Annotated in this window: 12 protein-coding genes, 1 pseudogene and 1 riboswitch; of the genes and pseudogenes, 3 read left to right on the top strand and 10 right to left on the bottom strand. The window is 37.8% G+C overall.

Features of this window, described 5'->3' with window-relative positions; all coding sequences use genetic code 11:
• The first annotated feature begins 74 nt into the window (after positions 1–74).
• The 3 genes from CD31_RS04510 (at position 75) to CD31_RS04500 (ending at position 2,604) form a co-directional block, all read left to right on the top strand.
• Positions 75–806 (top strand): ABC transporter ATP-binding protein, encoded by a 732-nt coding sequence (locus CD31_RS04510; protein WP_036076042.1) that lies wholly within the window; start codon positions 75–77, stop codon positions 804–806.
• Positions 803–1,555, top strand: a complete 753-nt coding sequence (locus CD31_RS04505; RefSeq protein ID WP_036076040.1) for an ABC transporter permease — start codon at positions 803–805, stop codon at positions 1,553–1,555. The genes CD31_RS04510 and CD31_RS04505 overlap by 4 nt, the downstream gene beginning before the upstream one ends.
• A 74-nt stretch (positions 1,556–1,629) precedes the next feature.
• Positions 1,630–2,604: a proline dehydrogenase family protein gene (locus CD31_RS04500; RefSeq protein ID WP_036076039.1), complete on the top strand. Its 975-nt coding sequence runs from the start codon at positions 1,630–1,632 to the stop codon at positions 2,602–2,604.
• 44 nt (positions 2,605–2,648) lie between these two features.
• On the opposite strand, the gene CD31_RS04495 is transcribed toward CD31_RS04500, so the two are convergent.
• The 10 genes and pseudogenes from CD31_RS04495 to CD31_RS04450 form a co-directional block, all read right to left on the bottom strand.
• Positions 2,649–3,260 (bottom strand): response regulator transcription factor, encoded by a 612-nt coding sequence (locus CD31_RS04495; RefSeq protein WP_036076038.1) that lies wholly within the window; start codon positions 3,258–3,260, stop codon positions 2,649–2,651.
• 16 nt (positions 3,261–3,276) lie between these two features.
• The gene (locus tag CD31_RS04490; protein ID WP_425319326.1) at positions 3,277–4,422 is read right to left on the bottom strand and encodes a sensor histidine kinase; all 1,146 of its coding nucleotides are present in this window, start codon (positions 4,420–4,422) and stop codon (positions 3,277–3,279) included.
• A 133-nt stretch (positions 4,423–4,555) separates the two neighbouring features.
• Positions 4,556–5,587 carry a Delta(5) desaturase DesA gene (desA, locus tag CD31_RS04485; RefSeq protein ID WP_036076035.1) on the bottom strand — a complete coding sequence of 344 codons (1,032 nt, stop codon included), beginning with the start codon at positions 5,585–5,587 and terminating at the stop codon, positions 4,556–4,558.
• A 108-nt stretch (positions 5,588–5,695) separates the two neighbouring features.
• The gene (locus CD31_RS04480; RefSeq protein ID WP_016993695.1) at positions 5,696–6,196 is read right to left on the bottom strand and encodes a GNAT family N-acetyltransferase; all 501 of its coding nucleotides are present in this window, start codon (positions 6,194–6,196) and stop codon (positions 5,696–5,698) included.
• 92 nt (positions 6,197–6,288) lie between these two features.
• On the bottom strand, positions 6,289–9,720 hold the full coding sequence (gene metH / locus CD31_RS04475) for a methionine synthase (RefSeq protein ID WP_036076034.1): 3,432 nt from the start codon (positions 9,718–9,720) through the stop codon (positions 6,289–6,291).
• The gene (locus CD31_RS04470; protein WP_016993697.1) at positions 9,713–11,560 is read right to left on the bottom strand and encodes a bifunctional homocysteine S-methyltransferase/methylenetetrahydrofolate reductase; all 1,848 of its coding nucleotides are present in this window, start codon (positions 11,558–11,560) and stop codon (positions 9,713–9,715) included. Before CD31_RS04470 ends, metH begins: the two co-directional genes overlap by 8 nt.
• A gap of 89 nt (positions 11,561–11,649) precedes the next feature.
• Positions 11,650–11,750: riboswitch (SAM riboswitch) on the bottom strand.
• 99 nt (positions 11,751–11,849) lie between these two features.
• Positions 11,850–13,244 carry a protoporphyrinogen oxidase gene (locus CD31_RS04465; protein WP_036076033.1) on the bottom strand — a complete coding sequence of 465 codons (1,395 nt, stop codon included), beginning with the start codon at positions 13,242–13,244 and terminating at the stop codon, positions 11,850–11,852.
• 809 nt (positions 13,245–14,053) lie between these two features.
• Positions 14,054–14,791: a methyl-accepting chemotaxis protein gene (locus CD31_RS24160; protein WP_376748011.1), complete on the bottom strand. Its 738-nt coding sequence runs from the start codon at positions 14,789–14,791 to the stop codon at positions 14,054–14,056.
• Positions 14,792–14,824: 33 nt separating this feature from the next.
• Positions 14,825–15,262, bottom strand: a pseudogene (locus tag CD31_RS24155) (protoglobin domain-containing protein); the annotation flags it as partial.
• A gap of 709 nt (positions 15,263–15,971) precedes the next feature.
• Complete coding sequence (locus tag CD31_RS04450) at positions 15,972–17,258, bottom strand: SEL1-like repeat protein (RefSeq protein WP_036076031.1); 1,287 nt, start codon at positions 17,256–17,258, stop codon at positions 15,972–15,974.
• Between the last annotated feature and the right edge of the window lie 61 nt (positions 17,259–17,319).

The following is a 17,319-nucleotide window of genomic DNA, read 5'->3' as shown; positions in this document are numbered from 1 at the left end:
TCTTTTTTCAACACCATCTTCCATCATTTCATGCTACAGTTATTTTACTGACTAAAGCAAAGGAGTTTCAATAGATGAATATGTTATATGAGCCTGCGATTCACTTTCAACAAGTTCATTTTTCAGTAAATGACAAAATGATATTAAAGTCAATTACTGGGTCATTTCCAAAAGGACAAATTACGACTCTCGTTGGCCCCTCTGGCGCAGGTAAAACAACGTTACTTAAATTATGTAATGGCCTTCTTTCACCATCAAATGGGCATATACTCGTTGATAATCAACCTATTTCTACATATGATCCAACAGCTTTAAGAAGGCATGTTGGTATTGCTTTACAGGCAGCTCCTATGATAGCAGGTACAGTGTTAGAGAATCTTGCACTTCCCCGTACACTGCAAGGACAAAAACTTTCGGATCGGGAGGCTATTCAATATTTAGAGGACGTTGGGTTAAACGAAAGCTTCTTGCATCAATCTACAAATGATCTATCAGGCGGACAACGTCAAAAGGTATCCATCGCTCGAACACTTATCAATCAATCCTCTATTTTATTATTAGACGAAATAACGTCAGCCTTGGATCGTCAATCCGTACAGGATATTGAAAAATTGATTGTCACCATTAACAAAAAATACAATGTCACCATGATTTGGATTACTCATAATTTACAACAAGCATTAACGATTGGTCACTATACATGGGTTATGATGAATGGGGAGCTCGTGGAAACTGGTAAAAGCTCTTTACTCAATGCACCAACAAATCCACGTGTTGCCGAGTTTGTACAGGGGGTAAACAAATGACCTATACAGCCTTATCACTGACATTAATTTTTGTTTGTATTCCGTTACTCTTATCCAAAATATTAAAGTTAGACCTTGAAAAAGATACGCTCATCGCAACATTACGCTCCATCATTCAATTGCTTGCTGTTGGCTATATATTAAAATTTGTCTTTGACGCAAATAGTTATAGCTATATTTTCCTCATGGTAGCATTAATGATTATCGTTGCCACGTTAAATGCCCGAAAAAAAGGAGCAGGCATAAGAGGAATAACCTGGAAAATAGCGCTAACTCTTGTCATAATAGAAATAATTACACAAGGTGTCTTGCTAGGCTTTCATATTGTTCCAGCAACTGCTCAATATATCATTCCCATTAGCGGAATGTTAATCGGTAATTCAATGGTACTATCCATTCTATTCTTAAATCGATTTACGGCTGAAATTATTAACCATAAGGACCAGATGGAACTAATACTATCCCTAGGTGGCACACCAAAACAGGCTATTCATCGCCAATTAATTAATGCCATAAAAGCTAGTATGATTCCTACTATCGAGAGTCAAAAGACAATTGGACTAGTACAGTTACCAGGTATGATGAGTGGTCAAATTATCGGAGGAGCTGACCCTATTCAGGCAGTCCAATTTCAACTTTTAATTATCTTTGCTCTCCTAACAACTGCAACATTAACCAGTGTTATGATTGGTTTTTTAAGTTATCCTGCGTTATTTAATGAACGTATGCAAATACTTGAAATGAAATAATTGTTAGGCTGAATGTAATATAGTTTAAAAAATTTATGTTATACTAAAAAGAAAATGCAGTTAGGAGAATGACCATGTTATTACGCGATTTTTTCATCCATTTATCTGAGAACCAACTATTAAATAGTGCTGCAAAGAAATATGGCCTAAAATTAGGAGCACAAAGTGTAGTAGCTGGTACAAATATCGAAGAAACAATTGCAAGCATCAAAGAGCTAAATGCACATAATATTTCTTGTACTGTAGATAACCTAGGTGAATTTGTTTCAAGTAAAGAAGAAGCGACTGCTGCTAAAGAAAAAATCCTTACTGTGATCGAAGCTATTCACGAAAATGGTGTAGCTGCACATATTTCATTAAAACCATCTCAATTAGGTTTAGATATTGATGTTGATTTTTGTTATGACAATCTGTATGAAATTGTAGAAAAAGCCGCTTCATATGATATCTTTGTAAACTTTGATATGGAAGACTATGGACGCCTACAAACTTCCTTTGATATGGTGGAAGAACTATCTAAAACATTTGATAATGTTGGTACTGTCATCCAATCATACTTTTACCGCGCAAAAGATGATATTGAAAAATTCAAGGACTACCGTTTACGTATCGTAAAAGGTGCTTATAAAGAGCCAGTTGAAGTAGCCTATCAAGACAAATTAGATATTGATTTAAACTTTATTGAGTTGATTGAATATCACCTACTAAACGGTAAATTTACATCAATCGCAACACATGATCACAATATCATTGCACATGTAAAACGCTTTGTAGCCGATCATAATATCCCACTTGATAAATTTGAATTCCAAATGCTATATGGTTTCCGTACAGATATGCAAAAAGAGCTTGCAAAAGAGGGCTATAACTTCTGTGTGTACGTTCCATTCGGTGAAGATTGGTACGGCTATTTCATGCGCCGTTTAGCTGAGCGTCCTCAAAACCTTAATCTTGTCACAAAACAAGTATTTACGAAAAAAACGAATACTGTTCTTGCAGTAGCAGCAGGTGCATTCGTTCTTGGTCGTTTGACTAAACGCAATAAGTAAAAAAAAGAGAACCTTTTCGCTTATGATGCGATAAGGTTCTCTTTTTATTTATTCCATCCTTTTTCTTTAAAGCGTGCAATGGCCTCAATTCGATTGCCAACGTTCAGTTTTTCTAAGATCGTTGAAATATAGTTACGAACCGTGCCAGCAGACAAAAACAGCTCAGCAGCAATTTCCTTTGTCGTCTTACCCTCTGCCACAAGTGTCAGTACTTGGCTCTCTCGCTCCGTTAAAGGATTTTCACTATCATCTTCATAGACAAAATCAACGAGCTCTGGTGCATAAATACGTTTACCATCCATTATTGTACGGATTGCGTTCACTAACTCCTCTATAGGGCTATCCTTTAATAAGTAGCCTCTGACACTCGCTTTTCTAGCACGTTCGAAATAACCCGGTCTAGCAAATGTAGTTAAAATAATGACTTTACAATCTGAACCAGTACTATGCATTTCCTCTGCTGCGTCTAGTCCAGTTTTCACTGGCATTTCAATATCCATAATACAAATATCAGGTTGATGCTCTTCCACAAGCATCAATGCTTCCTCACCATTTTTTGCTAAGCCAACAACCTCCATATCCTCCTCCATACTAAGTAAAGAGCGAAGTGCGCCTAATAGCATCCCCTGATCTTCAGCAATCACAATTCGTATCATGTCACAATCCTCTTTTCTATATGTTCTTCAGATTGTCTTTGACATTCTGATGTGTAATAGCTACTGGGATAGTTACCGTTAATGTAGTGCCCTCAACACTTTCAATTTTGAAGGACCCATTAATAAACTCTAAACGTTCCCGCATTCCCTTCAATCCATTACCAGTTCTCCAAGCTTGTTTTTTCGTAATGCCCTGTCCGTTATCTCGCACTACTAAGTAAACTTCTTTAAAATTTTGATGGAAAGCAATTTCACATTTTGTTGCTCCACTATGTTTGACAACATTATTAACCGCCTCTTTTAAGCACATAGATAAAACATTCTCTACAAGCGGTGGAACTTGCAGTGCATTTTTATCACCCTCAAAGACAAACTCCATTTCAGCCGCCTTTAGTATTTGTGAAATACGCATGATCTCATCTTCGAATTTTGCAGTGCGCATATCTGAAACTAATTCCCGAACCTCTTTTAAGGCAATACTAGCTGTCTGACGTATATCCTTAATCTCAATCAAGGCTTGCTGGGGATCTCGTTCAATCAGCCTAGAAGCTAGATCACTCTTCAAACCAATCATGGACAATTTTTGTCCTAATGTATCATGCAAATCTCGAGCTATTCTTTGTCGTTCCTCAAAAACAATTAACTCAGCAATACGTTCATTGGCTGTTTCTAACTGTCCCTCTAAATTTTCACGTTTATTTTTGGAATAAAGTGTTAGCGGTAAAAGGACAACAGCTAAAATAGTTAATACAACGAAAGGCAATTGTGATAAAAATAGGTTAAGCTCCACAAAGAATCCAGCCCCAGTGGAAATAACTGTAAACCCAATATGTAGACCGTACATAATATAAAAGCCGACGGGTCTTCGGATATTCCCAATAAAAAATGCTGTGAAAATGGACAAATAGACATAGCCATATAATATAGTCATAATGATGTTTATGACCATTTCAAAGCTAATCCACATATAAACTAAACCGCTTTTCGAATTCATGGCAAATCGATAGAAGATAAAATAGAGCATTAAAAACGTAATGCCTATCGATATTTCGATATAAGATGATTTCCTAAAAATGAAGAAAAACGGTAGGAAACAAAAAATTATCCATAAATATACACTGAGCATCGGACTATTCGGAATAATACTATGCCATTTCCTCAATATAATCTCACGCTCTTTCCTGCTTTTCCCTTATTATAACAAGAAAATTAAATTTATGCCTGTACATGCTTTGACTAAGACTCTTCCCTTTACATAAAACAGCCATCTCTCTTGTAGAGATGGCTGTTATCAACTAAGCGGCAATACTGCCTCTTGCTTTACGCTTTATAATTTCATTTACCTCTTTAAACGTCACAAATTTACCTTGATCCTCATCATATAACTTGTAACGTAGTGATTCTAAACTCGTACGTAAAGTAATTGTTGTTGCCATGTGTAATGGCGGTGTTTCATTGTGTGCCTTTTCAAGATTATAGTTAGGTACACGAGGAGCTAAATGGTGGACATGATGGAAACCAATATTCCCTGTTACCCATTGTAAAATTTTTGGCAATTTATAATACGAGCTACCTTCTACTGCGGCTTTCACATAATCCCACTCTGAATCATGCTCAAAGTAAGAATCTTCATACGTGTGCTGAATGTAAAATAACCAAATGCCTAAAGAACCTGCAATAAATAAAGTAACGCCTTGTACTAATAAAAACGCTTGCCAGCCCATGAAGAAAATTAAAGCTGCACAAATTCCTACAATGACAATATTTGTAAAAACTGTATTGAGACGTTCCTTCTTCTTCGCATCCTTACGATTAAAACGATTTAAAACAAGTACCATATATAGTGGTCCTAAACCAAACATCACAAATGGATTACGATAAAAGCGATACCATAAACGCTGGCCTTTTGAGGCTTGCATGTATTCTTCCACTGTCATCATATCAATATCACCAATACCACGCTTGTCTAAGTTTGAGCTTGTTGCATGGTGAATTGTATGCTCACGTTTCCATTTTTCGTAGGGGAAAGATGTTAGCACCCCAGTAAAAAGTCCAACCCAGTCGTTTGCCTTTTTACTTTTGAAAAATGACCCGTGTGTACAATCGTGAAAAATAATAAAAGTTCGTACGACAAAACCTGCTGAAATAGCACTTAAGCCAACTGTTAGCCAAGGTGAGACATCCACTAACAAGTAACCAGCCACCCATAATGCAATTAACGGTACAATTGTATTTATAATCTGAAAAACACTTTTACGCGTATCCGATTTAGCAAATGGCGCTACATCTTGACGTAACTTTTTCGTTTTTTCTTTAATTGTTGCCATCTTCTACTCCCTCGTTTCCTTTTCCTTATGAGCTCATCATAAAACAAGAGTACAAGTCAGTAACAGACGCAAACATCACAAAAAGGATATGACATTTGTCATATCCTTTTATGATTTGGGTCCAGTCAAATGAAGTTGGTAGAACACAAGGTCTAGCCATTGTTCAAATTTATAGCCTGCATTTTTGATTGTGCCTGCATATTCAAAGCCTAATTTTTCATGTGCTTTAATACTACCAATGTTTTCTCCATCAATACCCGCGACAAGCGTTTTCACACCATTTTCTTCAGCAATCGCGATCAACTTGTGCATGAGCTTTGTCGCAATCCCTTTTTGATAATGCTCTTTATGCACATAGACAGAGTGCTCCATTGTAAATTTATAACCTGGATAAGGACGAAATTGACTATAGCTAGCAAAGCCAGCGACAAGCCCATTATCCTCAAATACAAGCAAAGGATTACCTAATGCTTGTTGCTCCTTAAACCACTGTACTTTTTCATCTAAAGTTTGTATATCGTATCGATAGACAGCCTTGCTTGTTAAAATTATATCATTATAGATGTCCAAAACCCCAGGTATATCTTTCTCTTCCATAAATCGTATCATTCTGCTCACTTCCCTTAACCAAATCATTATCATCTACAATGAAACAGAGATAGATAGTCATTAAATGAACTATCTATCTCTTATTTTATGCCTTAAACATTGAAGTAGCGAGCATCAGGATGAGCAAAAACGATTGCAGATACAGATGCTTCTGGCTCCATCATAAAGCCTTCTGTAAGATGGACGCCAATATCCTCAGGTTTTAACAAGCCGAATAGTTTTTCTTGATCCTCCAAGTTAGGACATGCAGGATATCCGAATGAAAAGCGTTGACCCTGATATTTTGCAGCAAAACGATCTCTCATAGTGAAATCTGTTGCATCAGGGAAGCCCCATTGGTCACGAATTTCCTGATGCATACGTTCAGCAAAGCCCTCTGCTAATTCTAAAGCAGTCGATTGCAAGGCATGACTTTCAAGGAATTTTCCATCCTCTTTTAACTGGTGAGCTGTAGCCATTACTCCTTGACCTGCTGTTACAACCATAAGCGCAATATAGTCCATTTCACCGCTCTCTACCGTTTTTAAGAAATCTGCAAGACATAAAAATGGTTCAACCTGCTGACGAGGGAAGGTAAAACGTTCAATTTCCGTCTTACTATCAGCAGGATCATACACAACGACATCATCACCATCTGCTTGAGCAGGGAAAAATTGATACAAACCTGATGGCTTTAATAGATCACTTTTCAAATAATCATCTACTAAATCCTTTAGCTCTGTCGCTCTTGAATCACCCGCATCAAGCAATTGCTGAACCTGCCCTTTCAAGCCTAAATGGTGTCCCAATAAAGTACGCATATTAACATAAGGATATAAATGCGATACAGAATAGTCTTTTTTCACATGACGTCGTAAATCAGCTGGTAAAAATACAGGCGCTCCCTTTACTGTTCGTGCAGGCTTTATTGTTACCTCTTTTGCAGGACGAGCAGCTCGTTTTTCATCGGCCTCTAAACGTTTTTGACGGGATTCTTCAATTTCTGCTAAGAATTTTTCACGAGTCCCTTCACCCATTAATAAATTCGCTTGCTCTAAGCCTTGCATAGCATCCTTTGCATAAATAACAGGACCGCCATATTCATCTGCAATTTTTGTTTCAGTAAAACGACGAGAAAGTGCAGCCCCACCAACTAAAATAGGTACATCAATCCCCGCCTCTTTAAAATCCTGAGCAGTAATAACCATCTGTTGCGCTGATTTCACGAGTAAACCTGATAGCCCAATAAAATCTGGTTTTTCCTTACGAATCGCTTCAATCAATTGGGCAGGAGTTACTTTAATGCCCAAATCGACAACCTTATAGCCATTATTACTTAATATAATATCAACAAGGTTTTTCCCAATATCGTGAACATCACCTTTTACCGTAGCAAGGACCATTTTCCCTTTTCCAGCACTCTCTTCATCCTTCTCCATGAATTGCTCTAAATGAGCAACAGCGGCCTTCATCACACCTGCTGATTGTAAAACCTCTGCTACAATGAGTTGATTATCATTAAATAATCGACCTACCTCAGCCATGCCCTCCATTAAAGGACCATTAATTATATCAAGCGGCGCCTCGAAGATTTCCCGTGCAGCGTCTAAATCCTCAATTAGCCCTTCTTTAGTTCCTTCTAATATATAGTAAGCTAAACGACCTTCAACCGTTTTTGGAATATCGGCTTCCGTTTTTTCCTTCTTTTTATCACGATAAAAATCTGTAAACACTGCTAATGTTTCATCATTTGTATTAAAGAGCAGGTCATTTGCGAGTTTAATTTCCTCTTCCGGTATGGATGCGTAACGCTCCAATTTCTCTGTATTAACAATGGCATAATCTAAGCCTGCCTGTGTACAATGATAGAGATAGACAGCATTCAGTACTTCACGGCCAACTGGTGGTAAGCCAAATGAAATATTACTTACGCCAAGTACCGTCAATGTCTGCGGCAATTTTTCTTTGATGAGTCGAATGCCTTCAATCGTTTCCAAAGCTGAACCAATATACTGCTCATCACCCGTTCCTACAGGGAACATTAATGGGTCGAAAATGATATCCTCTGGTGCAATTCCCCATTTCTCCGTTAAAAGTTGATAGGAGCGCTCGGCAATTTCAAGCTTTCGATGACGGTCAACCGCCATTCCCTTTTCATCTATCGTTCCAACAACTAATGATGCACCATATTTTTTCACAAGTGGTAATACTGCATCGAATCGTTCTTCACCATCCTCTAGATTAATAGAGTTAATGATGGCTTTCCCTTGGGAAAACTTTAATGCTTCCTCAATTACTTTTTCATCAGTTGAGTCAATCACAAGAGGCACCTTAACCTTTTTTACAACCTCCTGCATAAATCCACGTATATCGGCTAATTCATCACGATCAGGGTTGGCTAAACAAATATCGATAACATGTGCACCATTTTTAACTTGAGCACGTGCAATCTCTGCGGCCTCCTCAAACTTTCCATCAATGATTAAATTCTTAAATTTACGAGAGCCGATAACATTTGTTCTCTCCCCAATAAATAACGGACGCATAGAATCGTCATACAATAACGGTTCGATTCCTGATACCGCATGACCATGTGTTTTTTCTGGAACTCGACGAGGTTTTTCATCTTTTAAGATCTCACGAATGGCTGCAATATGAGCGGGTGTCGTCCCACAACATCCACCTACAATATTAAGCCAACCCTTTTCTGCAAAACCTTTTAATTTTTGTGATAGCGATTCTGGGGATTCATGATAACACCCTTCTTCATCTGGTAAGCCAGCATTCGGGTAACAGCTAATATAGCCTGTTGAAAGCTCTGCTAATGAACGAATGTGATCCGTCATAAACTCAGGTCCTGTCGCACAGTTTAGGCCAACAGATAATGGTTTAATATGCTCGATTGAAATATAAAAGGCATCGATCGTTTGCCCTGCAAGCGTTGTACCCATCGGTTCTATTGTTCCTGAAATCATGACGGGTAGTTCTTTTCCCGTTGATGCAAAAGCACGCTTTACGCCAAGTGTGCCTGCTTTGACATTGAGCATATCCTGACTTGTTTCTAATAACAGAACGTCGGCTCCTGCCTCAATTAATGCCTTTGCCTGTACATAGAAATTTTCCTCTAGCTCATCAAATGTAATACCACCTGTTACTGATAACGTTTTTGTTGTTGGCCCCATAGCCCCTGCAACAAAACGTGGCCAATCTGATGTTGAATAACGATCCACTGCTTGACGAGCAATTTCCACTGCACGCTTGTTAATTTCTTCGGCTTTTGCGCCAAGATCATATTCATTTAACACTAGAGGCGTCCCACCAAATGTATTAGTACAAATAATATCTGCGCCTGCCTCTAAGTATTTATGATGAATTTTTTCAATGACATCTGGTCTAGTAAGCACAAGATTTTCATTACAGCCATCTAGCTCCTCACCACCAAAATCTTCTGCTGATAAATTTTCGTTTTGTAGCATTGTTCCCATTGCGCCATCAAGAATTAAAATACGTTTCTCTAGTTGCTCTTCAATCGAGTGCTTAGCCATGTATACTTACTCCTTTTTTCTGTTCATCCAATTGCTCTATATATTTCATCAACTCTAGTGTCACATCGTATCGTAAAAATGGTGTAATAAGGTATATACCATTGAAGTATTGCGCAGCCACTTCAACTAATTCTTTAGCAATGGCAATCCCTTCCAATTTCGCTCGTTCCTTGTCTTCTCCACATACTTTCATTCTTGCCAAGGCATCTTCGGATAATTTGATACCTGGCACTTCATGATGTAAAAATTCAGCACTTTTATAACTCGTAACAGGCATAATGCCGATGTAAATAGGAGCTTGTAAATGCTTTGTTGCCTCATAAATTTCTACAATTTTTTCTTTCGTATACACTGGTTGAGAAATGAAGTAGTCTGCCCCATGCTCAATTTTCTTCTCTAAACGTGTCACAGCACGATCTAACACACGGACGTTTGGATTAAATGCAGCAGCAACTGAAAAATTTGCTTTTTTACGAAGTGGTTTACCTGAGAAGGAAACCCCTTCATTTAACTGCTTAATTAATTGGATCAGCTCCATCGAAGATACATCATAAACACTTGTCGCACCTGGGAAGTCTCCCACTTTCGTTGGATCACCCGTAACAGCCAACACATCATGAATACCTAAAGCATTTAGACCCATTAAATGCGATTGAAGACCAATTAAGTTACGGTCTCGACATGTAATATGTGTTAGTGGGCGTACACCATGTGTACTCTTCAACAATGCTCCCATTGCAATATTGCTAATCCGTGGTGAGGCCAGTGAATTGTCTGCCATCATGACTACATCTGCACCTGCATCATACAATTGCTTTGCTCCTTCAAGGAATCCATCAATCTCTAAATGTCTAGGCGTATCCAACTCTACTATGACAGAGCGTTCACGTTTTACTTTTTCATGAAGAGGCTCATACTTTGGTGGCTCCGCTTCACGTACAATCTCAATCTTTTCAGGTTTCGCATGCTTCTCCTGAACTGGTGATAACTCTTCTAAATACTTCTTTGCTGCTGCAATATGTTTGGGTGTAGTACCACAGCAGCCCCCTATTAAACGTACACCTTGGTCACGTAATTCAACAGCCGCTCGACCAAAATAATCAGCTTCTGACTCATAAACGACACGTCCATCCTCTAAGTCAAGAAGTGACGCATTCGGATAGGCAGACATGAATGCCTTATTAGGAAGTTCTACACCTTCAAATGCTAGAATTGTATGGTGAGGACCTAGTCGACAATTGACGCCAACAATATCTGCACCGAGGGCTTCAAGCTCATGGAGAGCATTATTTAAAGACATACCATTTTGTAAAACACCAGGCTCATGCATAGAAACTTGTGCAATAATTGGCAAATTTGTTTTTTCTCGTAGCATCTTTAAGGTTGCTGTTAATTCTTCAAAATCATAATAGGTTTCGAGTAAAAGACCATCTGGATTCCCTGCCAGTAAGACACTTGCTTGTTCTTCAATAGTCGCTAATATTTCATCCAAGGTTGCATCACTTTTACGAATTCCCCGAATACCTCCAATTGTTCCTAAGACAAATTGACCGCCATCTGCCGCTGCTCGTTTTGCAATGGTAATAGCTGCTTCATTAAACTGTTGGACACGTGATTCTAATCCATAGCGAGCTAATTTGATGGCATTTGCACCGTACGTATTCGTTTGAATGATGTCAGCACCAGCCGCAATATATTCTCTATGAATCTTCTCAATTAACTCGGGTCTCTGAACATTCATTTCCTCATGGCAATACTCCAATCCATAGCCATATAGCACTGTGCCTATTGCACCGTCCGCTGTCAATACATGCGTTTTTAACCTTTCAAGCAATCCCATAAAACTAGCCTCTCTTCCTATGTCTCTATATAATAAAAAGCCCTCTTTCATAAAAAAAGAAGGCTTTAACGATTCATCATTGTTGTTCCTTCTCATCTTCGACTCAACGGTCTTCTGGATTTAGCACCTGACAATAAAGTTGGTTGCTGAAGCTTCAATGGGCCAGTCCCTCTGCTTCTCTTGATAAGAATTAAGTATGAATTTTTTAAATAATTAAAAGAATCATATCGTTTACTGACGAATGAGTCAAGACTATTTCACATAAGAAAGTTTTTTTCCACTTAAAACCTTAGAAATTGGCAAGTTCCTTTGCAAGCTCTTCACCAATTTTTTTCCCATTTTGAATGCAAGCACCAATACCTACGCCAAAATATGAGCACCCTGCAATGGATAAATTTGGATATTTTCCATGTAATTCATGTAGTAACCCTTGTAATGCTTCACGATGCGCTAGATCATATTTAGGCATTTGATCAATCCATTTTGTTACATTTACAACGGTTGGCTGTTCTTCTATTCCTAGGCTCTTTCTCACATCTTCTAAAGCAACTGCTGCCAATTCTTCATCCGTCATGGCACGTAGTTGCTCATAGGCTGGATTGATGCTCTTATAAAAGAGTCGCACAAGTAATTTATTTTCTTTCGATGTATGCTTCCATTTGCGACTAGTCCAAGTAGCTGCATTACAAGTAACGTCTGAATTATGGGAAACAATATAGCCCGTTCCATCTGCTGGTAATCTAGAGTCCGGCACATCAAAACCTAAATAAATAGTAATCGCTGACGCTGTCGTAAATTGGTCAAAATAGCGATTTAAAGATTCATCCTGTAGTAGATTTTGGACAGTATCGTTTGGTAATGCTAAAACGACATATTCTGACTCAATAATTTCACCATTGGCTAAGGAAATTGTATAGTTCTTATCTTGTTTTTTAACATTTAGAGTAGTAACGCCCTTGATGATTTCTACATCGGATAATGTTTGTTCAAGTCGATCAATTAAAGAAGATAAACCATTTTTAAAGGATATAAATTTTTTGTTCGCTGCTTTAACAAATTGCTCACGATTCGCATCAAAGCCTCTAATAATACTTCCATAATCATTCTTATAATCAATCAGATACGGTAAAGTAGAGCCAATAGAAAGCTGATGTAAATCTCCCGAATAAACACCTGCAAGGACTGGTGCAATTTGATTTTTCACCAGTTCCTCTCCTAAATAGTAAGTTAAAAATTCACCGATTGAACTTTCCTTTGTGAAGCGATCGTTAGGTAATGTTAAATCCTTCAACGCTTCTTTTTTCCCTTGCTCGGAAATGAGTGTACTTTCCTCTAAGGATGTCAAACTCATCGGTATTCCAAAAGTTGAATCTGCTGGAATAGCGTGTAACTCATTATTCGTATAAATATAAGAAATACCTGTTTCGTTGTAAACTAGTTCCGCTTCAAAATCAAGCTCCTGTACAAGTTCCATAACACCTTGGTGACGCGCTACAATAGAATCAGCACCTGTTTCCATGATGAAACCTTGTTCATGTGCCGAATATAATTTGCCTCCTAAATATGTATTTTTTTCTATAAGTACTAGACGAACATCTAAATTATGTTCCTTCACTTGACGTTGCAAATAATGCATTGTACATAGTCCTGTAATACCGCCGCCTAAAACAACAACTGTTTTCATAGTAACCGCCCCTATTATTCGTTCTTTCTACAGTATAATCTTTTTTTCATTGAAAATTACGTTAAACCCTTTACAAATTTAGCAAAAATAGAGCTATTTCATCAGCGAAATAGCCCTCCTTAGTGTTGAAAAACAAAACAGTCAATTGAAAGGTAGAAATGGATTTCCGTTGCAGGCTACTTGCTTTCCTGTGGGCGAGCGCCGAATCGCTTCCTCCGCTACCGCTCCGTGCAGGGCTTCGCCTGTCTCGCTATCCCACGGGAGTCAAGTAGCCCTCCACTTCAACCCACTAACTTTTTAGCAAAGGTTTTCAAATAAAGTGAAGGTGCTCACTACTCTTTATAAAGAGGTGTTGTCACGCATCACTTCTCCACACTGAAAATAAGAGCTTATCCCCGCTAAGAATACAGATAATGGGCGATTTGATCGCTATGCTACTATGAAAAAAAAGTAAAGACACTTTGCAGAATGGTTGATTGGAGTGGAGCCAGCGTCACTCCTAGGGGATTTAGCGTCACAGAGGAGACCCTGGAACGAACGGAAGTGAGTGAAGCGGCTCCTCGGACGCCCCCTGGAAAGGACGCTGGCGGAACGGAAATCAACCCCTCACCCTGCAAAGTTGCCTTTTCTGCCGTTGACATCATCTTTTTTCAACAACATGTAGAGCTATTTCATCAGTGAAATAGCTCTCGCTTTCTGAATCTCTAAAAGATCCATCCTCTATTGCAATATTTACACAACAAACATTTTAATAGGTACTATAGTGTTTAATACTTCTAAAAATATAAATAGATGTAAATGTTAGTAGTCTATCCTTTTAAATTTTGCGCAAAGCTCGCTAATTTTTCTGCTGAATTCGTTACATCAGTAAATGAAGTGCCTAATTCACTTAATATGCCTACAATTGCTTGTATTTTCGTTGCCATACAATCATTTTGTTCTTTTGCTTCTGTCATAGCTCCCAAAATATTCGTAAATTGGCCTTCCGTTTGTAACATATTTTCCTCACCTGCTGCAACTTCATCTTGAATATTTGTCAAAGAATGCTCTAATTTTTCTGTTCGTTCACCCGTTTTTTTCAATAACAAAGCAACCGCTGTAACTGATTCTTTTGTCTGAATCGATAATTTACGCACTTCATCAGCCACTACACTAAAGCCCTTCCCCGCTTCACCAGCACGCGCTGCTTCAATTGCAGCATTCAAAGCCAATAGATTCGTTTGATTCGCAATATTGGTCACAACACTCATGATTGTTTCCATTTCCTTAGACATCCCTGATAATTGTTCAATATTTTCCTCTATATCGTGAAGAGAATGAATAATATTGAGCATATTTTGTGATTGATTTTTTAAACGTTCGCGACCCTCTAGTGCTTGATTTTCAGCTAATGTAGATACATCGAGTGACTTTTTGGCCAAATGTTTAATTTCGTCAGATTGCTTGCTTAAGCAGCAAAATGAATTATTTGTTTCCTGCGAAATTGTTGCAAGAGCTTCTGAAGAGTCTACAATCTGTCGTTCAATAACTTCTTTCTCATGCACCATTTTTTCCTTCAGTTGTTCGACAGTGTTTTCAAAAGCTTCTAAAACGAGTTGTTGCTCAAAATTACAAATTTTCGATATAGCTCTGATCGTATTAAATTGATCTTGTGGGAATTCTATATTTTTTTCGACCAAATCAATAAATGACATTGATAAATCTTGGAATGCACAGATATACCACTGTGTTCTAAGCCCAATGTGGACATGCACCTTTGCAATTTTCACACGCCTTTGATAATACAACTCATCAATGGTTCCGTTAAACATTTCAATAATATGCTGCCGTAATGTTATTTTAAGCTTTTCTACAGAACTATGATGACTGATAATATCTATCAAATGATGCTCTGTTCCTATCATGTTGTAAAAACGGTTTACGATGTGATCTACATTGTCCATAACTATTGGCTGGAAAGCTTTTAAATATTGTAAGTCTTTCTTCGTTAAGTTCAGCATTTCAATTTGCTTCGCCATTGATTGACGAGAGGACAAATCCATTTTCACTGTGTATTGCTGTAAATCCAATACCTTTGTCTTTCTCTGTTTTTGAAAAATCACACATCTTCCCTCTTTCATTCCGTTTACTTTCATCAGGCTGAGAAACATCAAATCCTTTTAACATATTGATGGATACACGAAAAAATACCGATAAAATCAGATTGACCAGATTTAATGGTCGCAACAGATAGTGCATTCCGTATGACGTACTTCCTCCAAAAGTATGTGCGTATCCCTTTGCTCAATTATCATAAGGTCATATGCTCTCAACAAACAGATATAGTCACTACATGACTAACAGTAAATTATTTACGTATGCTTCTTTTCAAAATCACTCATATACATTAATCATTTTATAAATGACTGTCAATCTTACATATACCATTATTTTACATAAAATGTATAAAAAGTCCTTGTTGTTAAATAAAGCGTAATAATCAATAAAAAAGCTACCACAATATTATTGGGTAGCTTTTTTAACCATTTTTTTGTTTATTATGCTTACTTGTTTTATATTTATTCTATTTTTTTATTGATCATCTTTAAATTTCACTATATTAATATTTTTCATTCTCAATCAACATCTATCTACATACCCATCACAGTAATCATTTTTAGACCAAAAGTTTCATTAACTATAGCTATATAAATAATTCTAAAAACCTATATTTTTTTAACACTAAATTTACAATCCTTTAAGTTCCTGTAATATTTTAGTCGCTTCTTCGGAGCCAGCATCTGCTGCAAGTCTATACCATTTAATAGCTTCTTTCAGATTTCTATCTATTCCTGGATCTTTATTAAAAATATGCCCTAACTGTAACTTGGCATCCACATCTCCTTGAAGTGCTGCCTGCTTAAACCAATGGATACCTTTTTCGATATTGCGTATTCCTGCCAGCCCGTTACTCCATATATAACCTAAGTCATAAAAGGCATCTACATGATATTGTTCCGCAGCTCTTTCATACCAAAATAGGCCACGATTGACATCTTTCGTTTTCCCTAAGCGCCCCTCTAAATAAATTCCGCCTAGTAGATATTGTGCTTCCACATACCCTGCCTCAGCGGATTTTTTATAGGCATTAAAAGCTTCTTCTGCATCTGCCTCAACGCCTAACCCCTGCTCATACATAATTCCTAACGTAAACATTGCCTCTGCGACATTCTTTTGTGCAGCATAGTCAAACCATTTTTTTGCTAATGTATAATTCGTTGGTACGCCCTCACCATTAAAGTACATATCCGCTAAATTATTGGCAGCATCCGCATGTCCCTGCAAAGCCGCTTTTTCATAGTAGGAAAAGGCTAGGGAATAATTCTCCTCCACACCTATGCCCCCAAAGCAAAAATTCCCAAGCATATATTGAGCATCTGCATTTCCCTGGGCAGCAGCTAGCTCGAACCATTTCAATGATTTTTCAGGTTGAAAATGTTTACCCTCTCTAGAATTATAGTATTCTCCCAGTTGATATTGAGCATCCCCATCCTGCTCTTCAACCGCCTCTTTATACAAATCAATAATGAGCTCATGATCTAATTCCTCTTCATCTAAAATAGCGACTTGTTCCTCTTGATGACGAAAATACCACTCGACAATATCAAGCACATCATCCACTACTTCTATACTGTTTTTTAACTTTTCTAGCGAAGAAATTTGCCAAATGAGTATATAGATAGGCTGGGGGATAGCATCGCGCAAGACATCATCATATTCTGCTAACAGCGTTAATACATTCTCCTGAATCGATTGAGATTGCACTGTATGGACAATCTGCAAATGACGCTGTTGCTGTTCTTTTAATAACCCCCGTACTACTTGATACAATATCCTCTGCAAGGCTGTTAGGTTAACTTCAGCGAATGTAAGCAATTTTATATTTTGAGCAAACCACGGATCTTGAGTTTGTGTAAGACTTTGTAGGGTATTTATTCGTTCTTTATTTCGCTTGGCTAAAATTTGCTCGTACATTATTTTCCTCCCCTGCACACTATGTAAAAAAACTGTCTTACCACTATTATATGGAAGACAG

This window comes from Lysinibacillus boronitolerans JCM 21713 = 10a = NBRC 103108 (assembly GCF_000772935.1).
In the GTDB taxonomy this organism is placed as follows: Bacteria; Bacillota; Bacilli; order Bacillales_A; family Planococcaceae; genus Lysinibacillus; species Lysinibacillus boronitolerans.
This window is presented reverse-complemented; position numbering and strand designations above follow the sequence as displayed.